The sequence below is a fragment of the Candidatus Hydrogenedentota bacterium genome (assembly GCA_019637335.1).
Taxonomy (GTDB): domain Bacteria; phylum Hydrogenedentota; class Hydrogenedentia; order Hydrogenedentales; family JAEUWI01; genus JAEUWI01.
Genome location: JAHBVV010000003.1, coordinates 138,442 through 159,549 on the forward strand (window position 1 = coordinate 138,442; position 21,108 = coordinate 159,549).

Annotated in this window: 16 protein-coding genes and 2 pseudogenes; 8 read left to right on the forward strand and 10 right to left on the reverse strand. The window is 61.0% G+C overall.

What is annotated here, in order from left to right:
* Position 1: 1 nt before the first annotated feature.
* A complete protein-coding gene (locus KF886_05810) occupies positions 2-1,150 on the forward strand; it encodes a hypothetical protein (protein ID MBX3176853.1) in 1,149 nt (382 codons plus the stop codon).
* Here the strand turns inward: KF886_05810 and KF886_05815 are convergent.
* The 3 genes from KF886_05815 to KF886_05825 are packed head-to-tail and all read right to left on the reverse strand — an operon-like array spanning position 1,140 to position 4,178.
* Entirely contained in the window at positions 1,140-3,515 is a 2,376-nt protein-coding gene (locus KF886_05815; protein MBX3176854.1) for a hypothetical protein, read from the reverse strand. The genes KF886_05810 and KF886_05815 overlap by 11 nt on opposite strands.
* Entirely contained in the window at positions 3,512-3,934 is a 423-nt protein-coding gene (locus tag KF886_05820; protein MBX3176855.1) for a hypothetical protein, read from the reverse strand. The genes KF886_05815 and KF886_05820 overlap by 4 nt, the downstream gene beginning before the upstream one ends.
* Before the next feature lie 10 nt (positions 3,935-3,944).
* Positions 3,945-4,178, reverse strand: coding sequence for a hypothetical protein (locus KF886_05825; GenBank protein MBX3176856.1), 234 nt, complete (start codon positions 4,176-4,178; stop codon positions 3,945-3,947).
* Between the two features lie 302 nt (positions 4,179-4,480).
* Between KF886_05825 and KF886_05830 the strand changes: the two genes are divergently transcribed.
* Together KF886_05830 and KF886_05835 are read left to right on the forward strand one after the other, a co-directional pair.
* On the forward strand, positions 4,481-4,861 hold the full coding sequence (locus KF886_05830) for a type II toxin-antitoxin system RelE/ParE family toxin (protein ID MBX3176857.1): 381 nt from the start codon (positions 4,481-4,483) through the stop codon (positions 4,859-4,861).
* Positions 4,858-5,037, forward strand: coding sequence for a hypothetical protein (locus KF886_05835; GenBank protein ID MBX3176858.1), 180 nt, complete (start codon positions 4,858-4,860; stop codon positions 5,035-5,037). The genes KF886_05830 and KF886_05835 overlap by 4 nt, the downstream gene beginning before the upstream one ends.
* Positions 5,038-5,293: 256 nt before the next feature.
* Here the strand turns inward: KF886_05835 and KF886_05840 are convergent.
* The 5 genes and pseudogenes from KF886_05840 to KF886_05860 all read right to left on the reverse strand — a co-directional run bounded on the left by KF886_05840 (position 5,294) and on the right by KF886_05860 (position 9,344).
* A pseudogene (locus KF886_05840) lies at positions 5,294-5,896 on the reverse strand (RloB domain-containing protein).
* 6 nt (positions 5,897-5,902) lie between these two features.
* The gene (locus KF886_05845) at positions 5,903-7,246 is read right to left on the reverse strand and encodes an ATP/GTP-binding protein (protein MBX3176859.1); all 1,344 of its coding nucleotides are present in this window, start codon (positions 7,244-7,246) and stop codon (positions 5,903-5,905) included.
* A gap of 245 nt (positions 7,247-7,491) precedes the next feature.
* Positions 7,492-7,757, reverse strand: a pseudogene (locus KF886_05850) (Txe/YoeB family addiction module toxin).
* Complete coding sequence (locus KF886_05855; protein MBX3176860.1) at positions 7,729-7,941, reverse strand: prevent-host-death protein; 213 nt, start codon at positions 7,939-7,941, stop codon at positions 7,729-7,731. Before KF886_05855 ends, KF886_05850 begins: the two are co-directional and overlap by 29 nt.
* A 140-nt stretch (positions 7,942-8,081) precedes the next feature.
* Complete coding sequence (locus KF886_05860) at positions 8,082-9,344, reverse strand: MFS transporter (GenBank protein ID MBX3176861.1); 1,263 nt, start codon at positions 9,342-9,344, stop codon at positions 8,082-8,084.
* Between the two features lie 288 nt (positions 9,345-9,632).
* Here KF886_05860 and KF886_05865 point away from each other — a divergent pair, with 288 nt between their 5' ends.
* Both KF886_05865 and KF886_05870 read left to right on the forward strand, forming a co-directional pair.
* Positions 9,633-11,165: a hypothetical protein gene (locus KF886_05865; protein MBX3176862.1), complete on the forward strand. Its 1,533-nt coding sequence runs from the start codon at positions 9,633-9,635 to the stop codon at positions 11,163-11,165.
* 291 nt (positions 11,166-11,456) lie between these two features.
* Positions 11,457-11,744: a hypothetical protein gene (locus KF886_05870; GenBank protein ID MBX3176863.1), complete on the forward strand. Its 288-nt coding sequence runs from the start codon at positions 11,457-11,459 to the stop codon at positions 11,742-11,744.
* A gap of 84 nt (positions 11,745-11,828) precedes the next feature.
* Here the strand turns inward: KF886_05870 and KF886_05875 are convergent, their stop codons facing one another.
* Positions 11,829-13,283 carry a DUF4034 domain-containing protein gene (locus KF886_05875; protein ID MBX3176864.1) on the reverse strand — a complete coding sequence of 485 codons (1,455 nt, stop codon included), beginning with the start codon at positions 13,281-13,283 and terminating at the stop codon, positions 11,829-11,831.
* A gap of 184 nt (positions 13,284-13,467) precedes the next feature.
* On the opposite strand from KF886_05875, the gene KF886_05880 reads away from it, so the two are divergent.
* The 3 genes from KF886_05880 to KF886_05890 all read left to right on the forward strand — a co-directional run bounded on the left by KF886_05880 (position 13,468) and on the right by KF886_05890 (position 19,547).
* The gene (locus tag KF886_05880) at positions 13,468-14,607 is read left to right on the forward strand and encodes an acyl-CoA dehydrogenase family protein (protein MBX3176865.1); all 1,140 of its coding nucleotides are present in this window, start codon (positions 13,468-13,470) and stop codon (positions 14,605-14,607) included.
* 13 nt (positions 14,608-14,620) lie between these two features.
* A complete protein-coding gene (locus KF886_05885) occupies positions 14,621-16,243 on the forward strand; it encodes an acyl-CoA carboxylase subunit beta (GenBank protein ID MBX3176866.1) in 1,623 nt (540 codons plus the stop codon).
* A gap of 241 nt (positions 16,244-16,484) precedes the next feature.
* A complete protein-coding gene (locus KF886_05890) occupies positions 16,485-19,547 on the forward strand; it encodes a sigma-70 family RNA polymerase sigma factor (GenBank protein MBX3176867.1) in 3,063 nt (1,020 codons plus the stop codon).
* Between the two features lie 206 nt (positions 19,548-19,753).
* Here KF886_05890 and tnpA read toward each other — a convergent pair whose 3' ends face one another.
* Positions 19,754-20,206 carry an IS200/IS605 family transposase gene (gene tnpA / locus KF886_05895; GenBank protein ID MBX3176868.1) on the reverse strand — a complete coding sequence of 151 codons (453 nt, stop codon included), beginning with the start codon at positions 20,204-20,206 and terminating at the stop codon, positions 19,754-19,756.
* Positions 20,207-21,108 lie beyond the last annotated feature (902 nt).

Consider the following 21,108-nt stretch of genomic DNA (forward strand, 5'->3'; position numbering starts at 1 on the left):
AATGCCACGATATGTACCGGACCCAACTAGTCAAGCTGATCATTTACTTCAGTTGATCGGTCAATTTTACGATTCGACCCCTCTCTCACCAATAGGGGAAAGGCTCAATGAGGCTATACAAGCATTGCTCGACTGCCGGGTTGATGCCGACCTCGGACGGGCTTTCACCGATATTCACAGACTGCTGGAGAGACTCCCGCACGGGAATAACCTCGGTGATCGTTTCTGCTTCGACGCTGAGTTGATCGCTTCGATACGTGACGACTGGTCTGGGTGTTCACAGTATCTGGGTTCGATGATCATCCCAAAGTACGGAGACGAATGGGGGCATCATTCAATGAACCTACCAAATTTCAAAGATAGCGGTTTGCCTCGAGTCGATCTCGTAGTGTTTTGCGGGGGAGATAGCCTCGACTGCGTTTCTCTCCTTAATTACCCGTGGTTGATACATGAGCTTGCACACAATCTCTTCATCCCTCAAGACTCCATCGGGTGCGCAAACCTGACGATAGAAATCAATAGATTTGTTCGAGGCTGTAAGCTGCGCTCATTCTCGGCCTCAGCGCACCAACAGACTGCCCAAAATGCGAAGTACGACTCGCTAGAAAAGGCATGGCTAGGATATGGCAGTGGAGGGCATTGGCTACACGAACTTGCGGCTGATGCAGTGACGGTTTGGACACTGGGACCAGCGTTCCTGGCGGCGTTTATCGATACCGTTGAGAACCCTCACCCGTTTCATACCAACGCGAAGCACCCATCATACGAAATGCGGACGATGTCGTTACTTAACTTGGCGGAGAAACTTGGCTGGAGTTCGCACGTCGAAGAGATGAAGAATCTGCTAGAGAAATGGACTCACTTGTACGGCAGTACCGTAACAAACGATTACCTCCAGCAGCGAAGGGCATCTATTCTAGATGCAGCCGCAATCGATACGTTCAATCTGTGCGAACGGCTTCAGCTACCTTTGTGCGACCAATCGATGATTACTCAGGTGACCAGAGACTTTGAATCCTCGGCCAAACTAGAGTTCAACTCCAAGTTACTTCTGTTTGCATGGCAAGCGGAACGTTCACTTACTAAGAGCGAGTATCGTGATTGGGAACGCTCTGCACTGCATCAACTTACTATGACTCCTATGCAGTAATTCCTGTAATCTGATATCCCTGTGAAGCTTGTAGCGCACCCTCGTCTGCGATATGAAGAATCCAGGGCAAGCTACGTCCCATGTCCGGTTTCGTGTACCCCATATCCGCTTCCCATACGATGTCACGCACGATGTCATCGACTGACAGCTCCCCTAGCAAAGTATCACAACGAAGAATCAACGGACTCGCGGTACCTTGCGTTAGCGTGGGTCGTCCCGTCGTACAGGCCAACACCTTCGAATCTTCATCGAACGGCTTCACAATCTGTCCAACAAGGGGATTATCGGTTCCCTCAGGACCGACAGTAAACAACTTCCAATTCTCCGCACGCTTATGCACTTCCACTGTAGCCCAAGTGGCTTCAGAGGAAATCCAGCCTTTCGACCGACACGTGCTCGCAAGTCGAGAGAGGGCCAGCTTCTCGTCAATATCGTCTTTCTGCCCCAGCAGACTGCCATCTCTCACGAACAGGACTCGCTCAAGGTCCGGCTCGACTCCAACCGAGGCGAGTTTCTCACGGAGATTCTTAAGAATAGATAGTATCCCATCATGAAGTGACTCGCTGGGTATCGGCTCCGCTTTTGTATGTGGAATGTGAAGACGATCGGCAAATACGCACAAGATTGCATCTGAATTTCCTAGTGAAGAAAATCCGTACCCCACACTAATGAATGCCGTGTGATTGTGCGCTCCGCCAACGTCGATTCCTATATGCACATTGAAATTCATGGGACTTGCAGGAAGGAATGGAATCCAGCATGCTTTGATTAACAGATTGTCGATACACAAGACGTATCTATTATTGATCCGTCTCACCAACTTGATATCGTGAGTCTTCAAGGCTTCCCAGGATGTAGAAGTCCACTTCTCGGGCAGTATGGAGTCGCTGTACATGCACTGCGAGGGAACGTGAAGTTCCCTCTTGAGAAGGTCATGGGTGTCATTTGCCCGGGCACCCATTTTCGAATTTTCGGGAAGCACAACAAGGGCGGCTCCGAACTCACCTTGTTGGATCTTGTCACTTAGCTCGGAAACACTGTCGTACTGAAGCAAGTCGAATTTAAGCGGCAAGGACCGCCTCACACAAAGGAGGTTTACATCGTCAAGTAACCTACTCGCCCTTTCATCTCCTAGCTTTGTGGTTACCGCAAGAGCTGGCTTGAGCATTGCCTCCTGCAAGAATCCGTTTTTCTCAATAGCTAACTTTCTCTTCTGGTAACGCTCCCGCAACGCGTCCGCGCTATGAGAGGACGGTGCAAGGATTCGATCTTGTTGCGCCCCCTGGCCTTTTACACGGATATCTGGAAGCGATACGAAGGAAGCCCAGATTCGACTGACATCTATTTCGCTCGTGGCCAGTTCAAGCGTCTGACCGCCAATTAGATCAATACCCGAAAAATAATCCCGAAGCAGATTTATATACGCTCGCCGGTCCTCGGGCAGTATTATCGTCTCTCGGTGCATCTCGCCAGTATTCTGTGTTCCAAGAATTAAATGTATCTCGTCCATGGGTACAGGTAACGCCCCAGAGCCAAACTTAATACACGAAACGTTCGCTGACTTTCTTGCCCTCTGTTCTGTAGTGCTCAATTCAGCAGATTCTTTGATATAGTCGATCTGGTTGAAATCAAGGACCGCAATCTGACCGCGCGGCGGGCAATGTAGCAATCGTGCTGCGATCTTTTCGCCCGAACGTTTTAGGCGATTCTCCCGCTTGGCATCAACCATTGAGAGCAGTTCCTCTACACGTCCTTCCTTAAAGTAGTCTCCGAAGGAGCGTCGATCAATCCCAGTTGTGGTGACTACAAACTGTAGAACGGGGAGGCCGCCTCGTAACATCTCTGGATTGACGAGGAACCTCCGACAAAACACCACGTCAGACCGCCCTCCAAACTCTGGTACTTGACAGAACGAATTGTAGTCTTGCCAAAAATCTCCGAGTTTTTCACTGCGATTCTCTTTTCGATGCTTTTTGAGCGATTCTCGAATTATTCCAGCGACAATCGGCCAGTCTCGACCGTTCGAACAAGATACTGTTCGGGCCCCGTCTTTCGTAACTAGATACCCTTCGAATTCGATATCACTTGCAAGGTTCCAGGAATTGGGTACTGCCACAAACTCTGGGGAGAAATCGACGACGAAACCAAATCCCCTGCAGGAGCTCGACGGATGTTTCTTCAGATTCCAAACAACTGACTTGACATCGCCTCGGGATTCATGAGTCGATTTAGAATGGCCGCAAGGTCGGAGCCGATATATATTCACATTCCAGGTCAATGCCGAAGAATTCTGGATTTCAACTGCGTTTAGACGCACGGTCTCCCGTTCGCCGCTGGTGTCGTTGAGGCCTTGCCCCCTCTTCATCGTTTCTTCTCCCGCGTGAAATAGTAGGTTGCCGCTGCGCCGAAGAAACTCGACACCAGCGGCAACCAAGTGTTAAAGACATCGGATAGGCGTTCGACGATATCCGGTTTCTCCAGCCAGGCAAAGAGCGTTACCGTCGCATATTGAGTAACGAACGTCCCCGCCAGGAGCCAGAAGAGCATATAGGCCAGAGTGCTCGCGGTCTCCGCGTCGTGCTTGACCGATTCGAACTTAACTTCCTGGTCGGTACTGACGACTTCGCCGCCCTCTCTGACGTCCTCCCCAGGGAGGAGAGGCTGCCCCTCCACTGACACGCTCGGATTCGCCGTCTCTGCGTCTTCAATCACCTCAACGGAGACTTCCGACGCACCTGACTCCGCGACGGCCTCGTTTTCCCCGCTTCTGACTTCCTCACCCATGGCCCTGCTCCTATTTGCTGTGCAATGACGGAATCACCATGACTCGTTCTTCACCCGTTTTCGGGTTACGCACGACCACTTCTGAAAAGCCCTGCTGATCTTGGTTCTGCAGCGCGCGACTAATCTGCAACGATTCACGCACGGCATCGGCCAATGAATTGAACTTACCTCTACGCTGCACATCTTCCAGACTGTCATAGCTTCTTTCATCGAAGGAAAATACGACTCGTTTCGACTTACCCATCTCAAGTTCCTCCAAAGGCCAAGCCAAGCAAAGCCAATATCCAAGGAATGGACACAAAATACACTCTTTTTATATCATTTATGATGTCGCTTGTCAATGTAATTGTCTCGATTTTACATACATATTCATACTAAGAGTGATAGCATATTGACGAATCGGAGCACTAAGTTGTTGTGTAGAAATGGTTTACACATCCCGAAACGGAGTGGCAAAAGACGCTACTAATAGTAGGGATTAGGAAACATTGCTGGCCAATCCACCTAGGCGCTCCGTAATTCCCCTCCAGCCGCTCAAACTTCCGAATCAACCTACCAAAATGCGTCCCCTTCCCGTCATATGCCCATACCCCCCTCCACGATGCCCGGCGTCACGCCCAACTGCCCCGGTTGCGCCTTATCCTGGGCCGTTTGAATGTGTCCGTCAGCCCCCGGGACATGAATTCGCCGGGCCTGCACCGGCTCGAGGGCGCGCGCCGGGGGACGTGGTCCGTTCGGGTAATCGGAAACTGGCGGATCACGTTCCAGTTCGCCGGCGAAGATGCGATTCAGGTTGACTCCGAAGTCGACCACTGTGGTGACGCCATGCTGATGCACAACCTGCCCCACCCGGCGAAGTTCTCGGGGACCTCTGCCTCGAATCCCTCCGCCTCAGCGTCACCGACGCCGCGAAGGCCCTCGGCGTGAGCCGCAAGACCCTCTCCAGTATCCTCAACGGCCACGCGGGCATCGGCCCGGAGATGGCCGTGCGCCTTTCCATCGCTCTTCCGCCTACGGCGGACGCTTCGCCCCGTGGTGGCGCGGTGCGACGAGCCGAGCAGCGCCGGGGTGCGTTGAAGGTGGCGCCGTTGACGCTGGGGTAGGCTCAGTCCGCGGTCCACACGCATCGGGCGCAGTAGGCCGCTACCGTAGGAACCGGCTCCCCGGCGCTATGGACAGGCGGGACGCCTATCCTACTTTTCGTCGGTCACCCCTCAGACCACCTTGTCGTCCGCCGCGACCAGCACTTCCTCAACCCCGCCGTTCCTGGGCTCCGGAGGAACAGCAAGAACGTCGCCGAAAGCACGGGAGACCGTAATGAACTCAGGTCCACGTGCCCGCAATGTGCGATACGCTTTCTCATCCACCTCTGTCATCTTCTTCCAATAACCTCTCTGCCAGCCGGTACAAGGTCGTCCCCGCTTTCCGCGGCCAGTCCGGCGCGGGCGGAGTATCCCGTTTTCTTGCGCGCTCCACGGCGACCGCGATTCCCGGTTCGAGCGTGGCAATGTCCAGGTTGCCCTTGTCGTAGTGGGGCATGTGTTTTCGCAGGCGCGCGGCGGAGGCTTTCCGGTCCGGCGCGCCTTTCGCCGGCTCGAAGTGCAAGAGCAGCCAGTACTCGAAACACGGGTTGCTTACCGCCAATCCATACCGAGGTTCGGATTTGCTCCATTCGTGCAGGGAGTTAAGGTCTTCCTCCCGCCAGTGGTCCGTATCCACTACGAGCCAGGCCTCGTCCCCGGCGAGCAGATCGTTCTTTTCGATGTGTTCCCGCATGCGCTTCAAGACCTACCCGGGCGCGCTCTTGTCCTTCCCCTTAATGCATTTCACATTGACCGCGTAGGCCGCTGAGTTGAAGAGCTTGAAGTAGGTCGGTTCCGTCTTCGATCCTTCTGTTGCGATAACGAAAAGTTTCTTGACGCGGCGTGTCCGGGCCGGACGATTGAATTTGCGCCGCGCCATGCCCCGTCAAACCCCGTCGTTCACGGGCGCACTGGCCGCCAATTCACCGGAAAGGAGGATTCGGGGCACCCCGCCCAGCCGCCCCTGGAGGTAGCGCTTCCGGATGTCCGTATCATTGCGCAACTCCTTGTATTCTGCGAAGGAGAACAGTTGCGACTGGCCACCGGCATCCCGCTCCGCGACCCACATCTCGTCCCGGCGCAGCAAGTCCTGGTCCATGAGGAAGACGTCGTGGGTGGTGAAGACCAACTGCGACCGCGACGCCGCGTTACAGGAATCCAGGTACGCCTCGAGCAACCGCCGCGTCAGGAGCGTGTGCATGCTGCGGTCCAGTTCGTCGATCACGTAGACCTTGTCACATTGGGCGCTGGATGCCTCTATAAAGGCGGGAAGCAGATCAATCACCCGCTGGGTCCCCGATGACTCCTGATTCAAGTCAAACTTGATTCTGGAACCGTCGGAGCGGTTGTGATTGGACACCAGCTTTCGAACCCTAATCCCGCCGTCTGCCCTGGCTGTGAGTACAAACCGTTCATTCGTGTCTCTATTGTGAATGCGGTGAATCCCACCCGACTTTATGACGTGATTTACGACAGCAATCAGGTTGTCGGGTAGTGGCAGGTTTTCCAGCGGAATCTCTTCGGCGCCCAGGTGCGCAATCCCGGTGTCTAACTGAGCGAGAGAAGAACTCATAACGCCGTATAGAGGCTGGTCCTCTTCCAGGTGATCTTCGAAATTCTCCACACGGAAATCCGGGGCGATCAGCACCAGGCTGCTCTTGAACCAGTCGTAGACGGGCCGAAAGTCGGTCACGTTCTGGGACACCGCGTTAGTGAGGTACAGCTGATTCTCTTTGGTGCCCTGAAAAGCGAATCGATAAAAGTCTTTCGGCTTCAATGAGCCATGAAGCGCTTCCAGTTTCTGTGCTTTGCGGTCATAGAGCACTGTTTCACTGGAACTGTTGATGCGGACCAGCCGCTCCTCGGTCACGGACTTTGCCGTGAGCGAAAAGCTGTAATCGTAGACCATATCGCCAATCAGCAGTTCAAAATGAAAGGTGCAAGGCTCGTTCTCCGCCCCGGGATCCAGGAGGAAGGGTGTAACGGGAATGGGCGCGTCAGGATGCACTCCTCGGACCACGAAACTCTTGGCAAAGGCCAGTGACTTCACGAAATTGGTCTTGCCAGACGCATTCCCACCGTAGATCGCCGCAACGGGCAGCAGGCGCAAGTCGAACTTGTTGACCCGAGCCACGCGGTCATTGTGCTGGAGTTCCTTGCTCGCGATCATCGAGAATGCGGCTTCTTGGTAAAAAGAAAGCCAATTCTGGAACGAATACCGGATCAGCATTTTGCGGCTCCTGCGAGATTTTTTCTCTCCCCAGCTAGATTATAGCATAGGAATCGTCAAAATGTCGTGTTGTATGAGAAAAACCCTCCCCAGCATCCTCAACGGCCACGCCCGCATCAGCCCGGAGATGGCCGTGCGCCTTTCCACCAGCTTTCCGCCTACGGCGGACGCTTCGCGCCGTGGTGGCGCGGTGCGACGATCCGAACAGCGGCGGGTGCGTTGAAGGTGACGACGTTGCCGCACGTTCAGTAGTGATTCCGGCAAGCGATGACGCGAATACGGTCCTCGGAAACTTTGTAGACAATACGTGTTCGGTGTAGATTCGCCGCGACCAGCATCCGGTAAGCTCGAATTTAAGCGGTTCCGGCTTGCCTATCCCCTCGAAGGGGTTCGCCCGAGTTTCTTCCAAAATCCGGAGAATCCGCAGCGCGTTCTTCCGGTCATGGTTCACCCACCACGCAAGATCTTCGAAGGCGACGGGCTCAAATTCCAAGTTTCGCGCGTGCGTCATCAAGTGAAATGCACCCCTCGGATCGATTCAATGCCCCAAGCAGCCGCTTCCGCATTACGGGATTGCTTAGCAAGTATGCCGTCTCGCGCTCCGAAGCGATCTCCCGCCAGATTTCAATAGGAACGATAACGCCCACTTCCTGCCCGTCCGCGTCGGTAATGTATAGAATTTCGTTCTCGCTCATTGGTATCACCTCCCATCGATCCTAACACAAGGGCTGGAATGGCGCCACAACCGTCCACCGTCCACCGTCCACCGTCCACCGTCAACCGTCAACCGTCAACCGTCAACCGTCAACTGTCAACTGTCAACTGTCAACTGCCCTCAAACCACCTTATCGTCCGCCGCGACCAGCACCTCTTCCTCGGCAATCTCCACCGCCGCCTTGCCCGGACCCCGGAAGAACAGCAGGAACACCGCAAGCACCGCGACCGCGCCCCAGGCGGGCAGGCGCCAGATGGCGTCCCAGTCGTGGGCGAAGCCGTTGACCGGCTCGGCGAGTCTGTGGGCTTCCATCACCTTCCCGGCCAGGAGCGTGCCCACGAAGGCGCCGACGCCCCAGAGGATAAACGCGATGAAGCCCTGGGCCGCGCCGCGCATGCGTTCGTTGCATTCTTCGTCGACGTAGAGCTGCCCGGCGATGAAGAGGAAGTCGTAGCAGACGCCGTGGAGCAGGATGGCGCTGACGATGAGCATCGTGGCGAGGGTGGTCGCGTCCACGCTCTGGGCGAGGAGGAAATAGCGGGCGGCCCACGCGATGATGCCGATGGCGATGGTCTTCTTGTAGCCCAGCTTATTCAGCATGGGCGGCAGGAGGAGGAGAAAGACGACGTCGGATACCTGGGCGAGGGTGAGGGTGCCGGCGAAGTTCTCCCAGCCCCGCTCGGTGAGGTAAATGCCGATGTTGACGAAGTAGAAGTACAGCGGGATGCAGATGAGGAACATGCAGGCGATGAAGATGGCGAAGGAGGGTTTCTTCAGCATGCCGAGGGCGTCGAGGCCGAGGATCTCGCGCAGGGGGACGTTCTCCCCCACTTTCATCGGCGGCGTGTGGGGCAGGGTCAGCGAATAGAGCCCGAGGGCGAAGGAACTGGCGCCGGCGATGTAGAACTGGAGGGCCACCTGCTCCGCGCGGAACGCGGTGACGACGAGGCCGGCGGCGACCCAGCCCACGGCGGAAAGCACCTTCACGTGGGGGAAGTCTTTTTTCGCGTCGGGGAGTTGGTGCAGCGACAGGGAATTGCCCAGCGCGAGCGTGGGCACGTAGGTGGCGCAGTAGACGATGAGCAGGATGTAGAAGGGCGTGAAGTCCGCCATCTGCGGCAAGAGACAGAGCAGGAGCCCGCCGGCGATCCCGAGGACCCCGAGCATCTTCTCCGAGGCGAAATAACGATCCGCGATGAGGCCCACGAAGAACGGCGAGATCATCGCGCCCACGGCGAAGGCCCCATAGGCCAGTCCGATCTGGCCGCCGGTGAATTCCAGGGTGGTGGAAAGGTAGGCCCCCATGCTCGCATACCACGAACCCCAGGTGAAATACTGGAGAAACATAAAAACCGACAGGCGAATCTTGATGTTCGATGGCATGATAATCCTCGGGTGGGGGCTGGGGACTCTACCAGTGGCGTTCCGTGGGGGTGATTAGAGCCCAAAGCACGCCGCGATAGCAATCGTGGCGCCTTGAGGCCAGTCGTGCCCCTGTCCTGGTGGGGTATGGGTTTGCAGGACCTCGGTATGGCGCCCCCGTCCCAGGCCGCCGCCCCAACTTGAGGCGCGGCTTCCCAATCCCCTATCCTGCCCGTGCGCGGGGCGCCGGTGGCAGGCGGCGTCCGCGGCGCGTTTTGTCTGGTTTTTCCTGCCTCGAACAGGTTCCCCATGATGATTCGATCCGCCCTTCTTTCCATGCTCATCGTATTCCTGGCCAGCGCCGCACCGGGCGCGGAACACTCCGCGCTCTGGGGCGCGAATGGCGAGGCGTGGTCGCCTTCCAGCCGCCTGCCCGATTTCTCCTTCGCGGGCTACCGCCGCGGCGAGGCCGCGATTCCCGATCTCCCCGTGCGCCACAACGTCCGCGATTTCGGCGCGAAGGGCGACGGCGAACACGACGACACCGTGGCGTTCAAGGCGGCGATTGCGGCCGCCGTATCCGGCGCGGTGTTCGTCCCCGAGGGGCGCTACATCATCACCGATCTGATCGTAATCGACAAGCCCGGCGTGGTCCTGCGCGGCGCGGGGCCCGACAAGACCACCCTCTATTTCCCTACCCCGCTGAACGACATCAAGCCGAACTGGGGCGCGACCACGGGCGGGCGCCGGACGTCGAACTACTCCTGGTCCGGCGGCTTCATCACGATCCGCGGCGATTTCCAGTCCGAGCGCCTCGCGGGCATCGCGGCCCCGGCCCGGCGCGGCGACTACCAGGTGACGGTGGACGACGCGGCGCCCTTTTCCGCCGGGCAGGAGGTGGACATCCGCGTGAAGGATCAGGAGGACAACGCCCTGGCGATCCACCTCTACGACGGCGACCCGCGCATCGGGGTGGACAAGATCAACGGGCGCACCCAGGCCTCCATTGTCGCGCGCATTGTCGCGATTGACGGAAACACCCTCACGATCGACCGCCCGCTCCGCTTCGACATCGAGGCGCGCTGGAGCCCGTCGGTGCACCGCCACGAGCCCACCGTGACCGAGAGCGGCATCGAGGGCATCCGCTTCGAATTCCCCAACACCCCCTACGAGGGCCACTTCACCGAGGTGGGCTACAACGCCTTCGCGATCACCGGGGCGGCGCACTGCTGGGTGCGCAACGTCCACATCCACAATGCCGACAGCGGCGGCTTCGTGTCCGGGCGCTTCAACACGATCGATGGCATCGGCTTCACCTCGGAGCGCCGTCCCGAACCCGAGACGAGAGCCATCGAAGGGCGCGGCGCGCAGGGCCACCACGGGATCATCCTGCGGGACGACAACCTGTGCACCAACTTCAACCTGGAGAGCAAGTTCATCCACGATCTCTGCGTCAGCGGCAGCGCCGGCAACGTCTACTCCAACGGACGCGGCCGCAATCTCTCCTTCGATCACCACCGCCGCGCGCCCCACGAAAACCTCTTCACCAACATCCATGTCGGCGCGGGCACGGAAATCTGGCGTTCCGGCGGCGGCGCGGACCTCGGCGCGCACTGCGGCGCCCGGGGAACCTTCTGGAACATCCGCTCGGACAAGCCCGTGCCCCTGCCCTCCGAAAACTGGGGCCCCTGGTCGATGAACTTCGTCGGTCTGCATACAGACGCCGAGGCGTCAAGCGGAGAGCGCGCGCGCTGGAACGAGCCCATCCCACCGGCCGACCTGGCGCCCGCCAACCTCCACGAGGCCCAGCTCCAGCGACGCCTGGAGCAGGGCGGCGGCTGAGGGACTGGGCAATCGCATTTAAACCCGATCACGGTATTTGGGCGTAAACTTGAGTTGATTTGGAGCCTTGAATCAATGAAAGTGAGCGTATTGGAGCGCTGGCATCTCTGCCGGCAAGGTCCGGGATTCGCCGCAGGCGAAATGCCAGCGCTCCAACACGCGCCCTTCTTTACATTTCAGGTGGTTCGTATGGCGCTCGGCTCGGACAGGAAGTTTAAATGCGATTGCCCTGGGCTGAGGGCGTGAGAGGGGGGGCTTGCGATATGCTAGAATGGGAAGAAAGGAGACCCGATGTCGAGCACCAGTGTAAAAGTCGTCACGGATGCCGATGGCCGGGAAATTGAGGTCATTGTTCCCATTGCGGTGTGGCGACAAATCACTTCCTCGCGCGAAGTCGCGGCGCTTCTGGAGCGGGCCGTCGGCGCCCCGGGGGCCGCGGCATCCGGCGAGAGGCTGGCGCGCCGCTCCCGCGCCCGGATAGGCGCCGATGAACTCACCGGCCTCCCCGTCTTCCTTACGCCCCCGGATTCACCCACGTTGACGCTGGAAGACGTCAAGCGCCTCGAGGACGAGTGGTGAAGGTCGGCCGACTGGTAGCCGACCCGCCGCCGCCATCGCCAGAGCCTTCCGGCAAGTGCAGTGAAGTACACGTGTAACGCCATCCTATTTCAGCCGCGCGATGAGTTCGTTCGCGGCGTTGCGCTGGTTCTCGTTGGGGTTCAACTCGAACACCTCCCGGGCCAGCCGCAACGCCTCCTCGCGGTTCCCCGATTTCTCGGCCACTTCGGCCAGGCGGTACGTGCTCCAGGCGTAGGAGCGGTCGGCCTCCCGCGATCGCTCGAAGTGCTTTCGCGCGAGGTCAAGCTCGCCATCTTCCAGCAGTTCCTTGCCGTAGAAGTAGTTGGTGTAATAGTGGTTCGGCGCCACCTCCACCGCCTCTATCGCGCGCTGGCGCCGCTCCGGACCGCGGGGCAGCTCATACGCCACCGCCGCATACGTGTTCCCCCGAAAGTTGTTGTACTGTACGAGGTGTTCAAAATTCGTTCCCTCGTAATACACGTCGCCCAGCTCCCGGAAGATGCGCTCCGCCGCCGGATAATCGTTTCCCTCCGCCAGAAAATACGCCAGGTTCGTGCGCAGCAGCGGATCGCCCGGATTGTGCTCCAGTTGCCGCTTGTACGGCTCCGTGTAGTCCAGGTTGGCCTCCCTGGATTCGGCGTAGGCGGCGTGCTCCGGGCTCCGCCGGTCGGAGTTCGCCGCCGCAACGCGCCGGATAACGCCCAGCACCGGAAAGGACTGGCTTGCCTGATCCGCCTCGCGCACGATGGCGTCGATTTCCTCCCAGGAACCGCCCCACTGCGGGAGCGAGGCAAACAGTTTGCGGTAACGCGCCATGAAGTTCAGCGGATCCGCCTGAAGCGCGCGCGCGTAGAGGCGGTCCACCTCGGCGTATTCGCCGCGCCCCATCGCGATCGTCATCATGCTGACGGAAGCGTTCGGATCCTCCGGCGCCATGCCGTGCGCCGTTTCCAGGTCCAGTTCCGCAAGCGTCAAGTAATGCTCGAACGATTCCCACGATGATCGCGACACCGTATTCGCGTACCCCGTCCCGCGATAGTACCAGGCGTACTCGATGAAGAAGCGACCGCGCGCCAGAAGGGCGCGGTGGGAGTCCGGATACGCCGCGACCCACGCATCCAACACCGCGCGCATGGCCTCTGGATCGTCGCCGGGCCGAAAATCCACCAGATCCCCCACGCAGCGCCCATACTGAAAGCGTTCGTGTTGGTCCGCCTTCGCCCACTGCTCCGCGAGCAGCCGCTCCACGGTGGCGAAATCCTGGTTCCGGTAAAGCACATTTCGGATGTCGCCGCAGAACGGGACCACCGTGTAGCGGTCCCACAACCCGTATTCGCTCGCGATCGCGTCGCGCTCCAACTTGAGTTCGAGGCGGCGCGCCATGCGATCCTGAAACTGTATCTCGCCGTCCACTTTCTCCGTGAACAGGCCCAGCGAACCGTTCTTGAACAAGTAGACCACCGGCCCCAGCGCCAGAAGTATCGTACAAGCCGCGCCCAACAACCCCACGGCCAGCGCAAGCCACGCATCCCGATCCATACCCTGCTCCCTGTGTGTCACCCTGAAGGTGTACCCCTGTAGTCCTCAATGCCTGTCACCAGCGTAGCGGATAGGCCTCTGCTTGTCAATGGCGCATTTTATCGCGGTTGACTCCCGCGCGGCCCCTTGGCACAATGGCGTCCTACCGGTCGGTAGGGCCGGTCGCAGCCCAGGAGCCCACACCATGAGTTTCCCCGTGTCCGAAGAAGTCCAGCTCTTTCGAGAGGCCGCGCGACGCTTTGCGGAGGAACAGATCGCGCCGCACGCGCGCGATTGGGACCGCGCCGGACGCTTCCCGGACGAACTCATCGCCGAACTCGGCGCCGGGGGCTTCATGGGCATTCTCGTGCCCGAGGAATACGGCGGGGCCGGCGCGAATTACCAGGCCTTCGCCGCCGTCCTGGAAGAATTGGCCCGGCACGACGGCGGCCTCGCCCTCGCCGTGGAGGCGCACAACGGCCTCGCCTGCCAGCACATCCTCATCGCCGGCACGGAGGCGCAGAAGAAGCAATATCTTCCGCCGCTCGCCGCCGGTGAACACATCGGGAGCTGGTGCCTCTCCGAGCCGAACTCCGGCTCCGACGCCATCGCCATGGAGACGATCGCCGTCCGCGATGGCGACGGCTGGATCCTGAACGGCGGCAAGCAATTCATCACCAATGGCGATCGTGCGGGGATCTATGTCGTCATGGCGGTCACCGATCCGGATGCGAGCCCGCGCGGCATCACCGCCTTCATCGTCGAGCGCGACGCGACCGGCCTCACGCGCGGCAAGCCCGAGGAAAAACTCGGCATGCGATCCTCCGATACGGTCGCGCTGCACTTCGAAAACCTGCGCATCCCCGACGCCTGCCGCCTCGGCGAGGTGAATCGCGGCTTCGAGGACGTGAAACGCGTCCTGGAGCACGGCCGCGTGATGATCTCCGCGCTGTCCGTCGGCTTCGCGCGCGGCGCCCTCGAAGACGCCAGCCGATACGCGCACGAACGCAAGGCTTTCGGAAGAACCCTCGCCGAGTTTCAGCTTATCCAGCAGAAACTCGCCGACATGGCCACGCAACTTGCCGCCGGCAGCCTCATGCTTCACCACGCGGCCGCCCTGCTCGATCAGGGCCGCTGCACCGTCCAGCAGGCCGCCATGACCAAGCTCTTCACCTCCGAAATGGCCACACGCGCCTGCCTCGACGCCATCCAGATCCTCGGCGGCTACGGCTACCTCCGCGAGTACAACGTGGAGCGCTACCTGCGCGACGCCAAACTTTGCGAAATTGGGGAGGGCACGAGCGAAGTCATGCGCATCCTGATCGCCCGGGAACTTGGCCGGTGATCGGGGGCCGGACATGAACACTCCAGCCTCACCGCTCCGCGCTATGGCCGAATCCATCCACGCGCAGGAAGAAACCCTGCGCCAGGGCGGCGGCCCGCGCGGCCAGGAGCGGCAGCACCGGCTCGGACGCCTCCTCGCCCGCGAGCGCATCGCCCGCCTGCTGGACCGTCCGGAGGACTTCTTCGAAATCGGGCTGTGGGCCGCCTGGGAGATGTACCCCGAAGTGGGGCCCGTCGCCGCCGCCGGCGTGATCGCCGGTATCGGACGCATCCACAACCGCCCCTGCATGATCATCGCCAACGACGCCACCGTGAAGGCCGGCGCCTTCTTTCCGCAGACCTGCAAGAAGCTCCTGCGCGCCCAGCGCATCGCCTTCGAAAACGCGCTGCCGATTATCTACCTGGTGGATTCTTCCGGCGTCTACCTGCCCATGCAGGACGAGATCTTCCCCGATGAAGACGACTTCGGGCGCATATTTCGAAACAATGCGGTCCTTTCCGCCGCCGGACTCCCGCAGTTCGCCGCGATCATGGGCAATTGCATCGCCGGCGGCGCCTACCTGCCCGTCCTGTGCGACAAGATCCTCATGACCGAGGGCAGCGGGCTCTATCTCGCCGGTCCCGCCCTCGTGAAGGCCGCCATTGGCCAGACCGCCGATCCCGAGGATCTCGGCGGCGCCGCCATGCACGCGGCCATCAGCGGCACGGTCGATTTTCGCGAGCCGGACGACGACGCCTGCCTCGCGCGGATCCGCGCGCTCGTGGAACTGCTCCCCGCGGAACGCTGGGAAGCGCGCGACGTTGCCGCCGTGGCGCCCGAGTTGGATCCGGAGTCCATATACGGCCTCGTGGAGCCCCACGGCCGAAAAGAGTACGACGCGCGCAAGCTGATCGCGGCCATCGCCGACGCGGGCTCGATAAACGAATACAAGGCCGAGTATGGCCAGTCGCTGATCACGGTCTATGCGAAGATCGGCGGGTGCCCGGCCGGGATAGTGGCCAACCAGCGCATGCGCACCCAATCCGCCCGCGGCGAAGTGCAGATCGGCGGCGTGATCTACCCCGACAGCGCGGATAAGGCCGCCCGCTTCGTGATGGACTGCAACCAGATGGGCCTGCCGCTCGTCTTCCTGCAGGATGTGACCGGGTTCATGGTCGGGCGCGACGCCGAACAAGCCGGCATCATCAAGTGCGGCGCCAAGCTGGTCAACGCCCTGAGCAACGCGATCGTGCCGAAGATTACCGTGGTGGTGGGCGGTAGTTTCGGCGCGGGGAACTATGCGCTCTGCGGCAAGGCCTACGACCCACGCTTCATCTTCGCCTGGCCCAACGCCCAATACGCCGTCATGGGCGCCGCCCAGGCCGCCGGCGTCATCTTCGACATCTCCCGCAAGGCCGCCGAAGCCGATGCCCACCGCGCCGGCGCCGAACTCGACCACGACGCCCTGGAAACCCTGCGAAAACAGGTGCACGCCGACTACACCCACAAGACCGACATCCGCTACGGCGCCGCCCGCGGCTGGGTCGACGCCATCATCGCGCCCCACGAGACGCGGGAGGTGCTCTGCGCGTGCCTCGGGCTCGTCTCCCGCGAGACGCCAACCGGCGCCTACAAAACCGGCGTAATCCAGACCTGACGGGCTATTCCAGCCCGCACCGCTGATCCACCTCGACCAGCACGCCGCGGAGTTCGTCGACTGTGTGCACCCGACCTCGCGGCGGGAGCGTTCCACTACGACCCATTGATCGGTATGGGTCTTCTCGGCTGTCCACTTTGTCATTCCGGCGGCGTCTAAGGGGCGAATCGCGTTGACGCGCGGGCCGGGCGGGTGTTACACCAACACCCCGGCCCCATCTATGGCCTCTGGAGAAATGCCGATGCAGCCCCCATCCGATCTCGCCTTGTTGCAGCAGTGGCAGCTTCACCGGGACGCGCACGCGTTCAAGGCGTTGACCCAGCGCTATGGCGGGCTGGTTTTCGGAATCTGCAACCGGGTGCTGAAGAATCAGGCCGACGCGGAGGAAATTACGCAAGAGTGCTTCCTGAAGCTGGCGCAGCACCCCACACCGCCGGAGCGCTCGGTAGGCGCCTGGCTCCATTCCGTGGCCGTGAATGCCGCGATCAACCGCATCCGCGCGGAGCAGCGTCGGCGCGCGCGAGAGGCCGTCCACGAAAGTGCGCGCCCCGTGACCAGCGAATATAGCGCGGGTGACGTCCTCGAACATGTGGATGAAGCTATCGGCCAATTGTCCGTCGCACAACGGCATTGCGTGGTGGGCTATTTTCTGGAGGGCAAGCCGCGCAGCGAGGTGGCGGCGGAACTGGGCGTCTCCACGAAGACGGTGCAACGGAAAACGGATGAGGCCATCGAACGCATACGGGAGACCCTCGCGCGGCGCGGCATCACGACGAGCGCCGGAGCGCTGGCGGTTACGATGGCGGGATTGAGCGCGGAAGCGCTCCCGGCGGGACTGGGCATTGCATTGGGCAAAATCGCGGTGGCGGGCAGTGCCCGCGCGGCAACACGGGCTGTGGCAGGAAAATCGATCAACACAGGGGGCGCCATGATGATGAAGGCAGCGGCATTGGCAATAGCAGGATTGGTATTGGTGTCGGGGGCGATCTGGTGGCGTGCGGGCGTCAGCGATTGGGGAACGGCTTCGGTCGCCGCCCCGGCCCCGCCCCCCGCGGCGCTCAATGCGGCCACTTCGCCGGACGCGCCTGCGGATTCGGCGGTACCGCCGGTGGAGGTAGCGGCGATACCGGAGACCTCCCCCGCGCTCTCCCCGGCAGATAGCGCCCCCGCGCTGGTCTCGCTGGACGCAATCGCACCGATTGCAAACCCGACGCGCTATGCGGCGCTGGCGGGCACGGTGGTGGATGACGCCCAACGCCCAATTCCCGGCGCGACGGTCACGCTGCTGGTGGCGGGCTTCTCCAACGAGGCCGCGTCAACCATCCATCTGGAGGGTTTTCCGCCCGCCGCGCCCTTGGCCAACCAACGACTGGAGAATCGGCGCAGGATGGAGGCGCAACTAGCGGCCTATTCGCTGCCGGGCCACCGGTACACGGCGAAGGCGGACGAATCGGGGCAGTTTCTGATTGAGGGCATCCAATACCAGGGCACGGCGGTCGTTGCAGCGGAGGCGGAAGGGTTTACGCTAATCCAGCAGTCGCTCGAAATAGCGGAAAACACCGTAGCAGACGTGAAGTTCTCCCTGGCCCCGGCCCGGACGATTGTGGGCCGGATCGTGACGCCTTCGGGCGAACCCATCGCCGATGCGCGGGTCGCCACCTTCTCGGTGACCGTTCGGAGCGGGAATTTTTCCGGTGAATCGGTCCCTTCGGAGCCCAATCGCCCGCGCAAGCGCATGAGTGGTGGCAGCGGTGGTGGATCCGGCGGCGGCGGATTTGGCGGCGGCGGAATTGGTGGCGGCGGCGTTGCTGGCGGTAGCGGATTTGCCGGCGGCGGTGGCGGCGTGGCAACAGGCGGCGCGAGCCGCTCGCCGGTTGTCCCGCCGTTGCAGGTGCGGACGGATAAGGACGGCTTCTTCGCGCTTGCCGTGGCGCACGCGACTTCGGCGGGGCTGTATGTCGAGAGCGATACCCAGGGGACGGCGGCCTTCACGGAGGTGCCCGTGGGCGCGGAGGACGTGGTCACGCTGACGTGGCGGAACGAAATGGCCGCGCTGGATGGGCAGATCCTGCTGGACACGGGCGAGGCCGCATCCGGGCGCTACGTGTATATCGCCGGGCGCTTCGAGGCGCCGCCGCAGGCCGGGTCCGGCGCCTCCATCACGCAGGTCGAAGGAACCCAGCGTCACATCGCCACCGATGCGCAAGGCCGCTTCCGCTGCGATGCCCTGCCCGCGCACGAGATTTACACGGCCACGATCTACGATGCCTCCGGGCGCAAGCGCGGCGCGGCGGAACTCCCGGCACTGGCGCCCGGCAGCGCTACCCCTTGGACACATCGCCTCGCGCCGCCGTTGCAGGTTGCCGGCGTTGTCGTGGGGCAGCCTTCTGGAAAGCCCGTACAGGGTGCGAAAGTCTGGGGATTGCCCTCAAATGCCGCTGGCGGACCCGCCTCGGAAATGGAACAGACCACGACGGATCCGGACGGGCGTTTCTCCTTCGACTTTGTCGGGGAAGAAGGTGCGTACACGCTGGCCGCTTCGGTTTCCCCGTGGTGGGACGACAGCAATGGCACACCGGTGGATCTTGCCTATGGCGCAGCGAGCGAGGTAAGACTGGAAATCCCGGATCCGTGGGTGCGGCCGTTCCGAGTGGTTGACCCGGAGGGGCGTCCCGTGGCGGGCGCCGCAATCCGACTCCGACAGGAAAGTGGCCACGGCAACCATCTTCAGGAGATACCGGGCCTATCGACGGACCGCAACGGGCGCGCCACCGTGCGCAATCTTGGCGAAGGCGTGACGGCCCAGGCCCTCTTCCGCCGCGAGGGCTATATTGAAGCCGTGAGCACGGCCTACCGTGGCACGACCGGGGAGCGTTGTGCGGAGGAGACGGTCACGATGTATCCCACTGCGGACCTGGTTGCACGGCTGGTGGATAACGCGGGAACGCCGATCGCCGATGGCGAGATCCTCATCCACGTGCGCTTCGGCGTCGGGGAGCGGCTACACCAGGTGGCGACGGATGAAGGCGGTTGGCTGGTGCTGGACCAAGCCCTCCCCGCGACCGTCGTCGATATCGAGATCCGCCTGTCGCCCACCGAGTCGGACAACGCGCAGCTCTCTATGGCCAGTTTCGGTAATATTCCTGAAGACATGCGTCAGAGAATGCTGTCGCATGCCCTGGCCCAGGCCGCGCGCTCCGGCAGCCCCCATGCGATGCTCAACGGCGTCACGCTGCACGCGGCGGGTGACAACGACCTGGGCGACCTTACACTGGCCGGGGAGCCGGAAGCCGTGGAGCCCTGAGGCGCCCCCGGCCTGCTGCCCGTATCGCACGGTGGGATCCCGCCGCCCGCGGCTGGGTCGACGCCATCATCGCGCCCCACGAGACGCGGGAGGTGCTCTGCGCGTGCCTCGGGCTCGCGTCCCGCGAGACGCCAACAGGCTCCTACAAAACCGGCGTAATCCAGACCTGACGGGCCAGGGGAAAGCGCGCAGCAAACCAACCGATTTCAATCCCAGATGTAGGCTTCATCAAACGAGATCCCATACTTGCGTAGAAATGTGCGCAGCTCATCCTGAAAGGAACGGGACTTGTGGTGGGTTTCCTGGGCGTCGATGTAGGCGAGCAATGCCCTGAGATCGCTGGGACCAACCGAGAAACACGCATATCCCCGCTGCCAGGTGAAACCGGCTATTCCGACACCGTCGGTTTTTGCCCAGCGCGACGAGGCGGTCTTGATCTCTTCAACAAGCGTTGCGATTGTAATGGTGCGGGAAAGCCGAATTGCCAGGTGGACGTGATCCGCCGCGCCGCTAGCGCGATAACATTCGCATCCGAGATCGCGCGCGATGGTCGCCAGGTAGGCGTGCATGCGTGGGCGCACGGGTTCGGATAACAAGGGAGCACGATTCTTCGTGCTGAAGATCAGGTGTACGAGAATCATACTCAGCGACTGTGGCATGGGAACACTCCTTGGAAGGTTTGGGTTCGTGGTATTGTGCCCTAAGTATCGTGATTTGCCCGAATGTGGTGATGTTGGACCATAGCAGATTATGAAGCGGGCTTTCAGCCCTTGTGGTGTTTGGCGCCGCATACGTGGGCCGTTGGCCCAGGCTGGTATGATCGGGCGCCTTCGGCGCTGCGGTGTCCGCGTGCTCTTAGGAAGAAATCAATTCTTGTCTTTGAATTGCCGGCACCCTTGGAGCGGGCTTTTGCAGGACTCGTAACACCTTAGCGGAATGAAGTTGACTTGATTCCTCGACGACACAAACCTGCCCCGCAACGGAAGGGCGGACCAATGGGAGCGCGGGCGGCCCGCCCGCACCCCGCCGAAGGCTCGAATTTGATCAACGGCGGTGGTCCGGGTCCAGTCTTCCTCCCGATCAAATGTGCCGATATTGCGAACACGCTTTGCACCTCCGGTGCATTGCAGGCGGGGACGCCTGCGCTCCCAGCCTTGCGCGCTCTCCTCGTAGTGTCGCGGCAAGCTAGCAAAAAGACTGACTCAACTTCAGACGGCTAAAGTATTACCAGGACTCGAACACGGGATGAGAACGCTGCACTTATGCGAAACAGGTGTTGTGACGATGGTAAATGGCCGTGTAGCCCACCGATTGGCGCCCGGCTTTTGTTCCGAAACCCTCGTTCTCGTCATCACGCGAGTTTTTAATTCGATTGGTGAGCGCGGGACAAAAGGTGAAGTGTCGGCCCGTGAGACCCTCCGAAACGGCGCCCGCATGGACAATCAACTCTTAATGGGCTCGAATGCGCCGCGGAGGAGGAGTGCGTATCACTTAACGAGGGGCTCTTGTTTCGGGAACATCGGGGAAGTGCGGCTTGGAAGGAGGATTGGGAAACGGATAT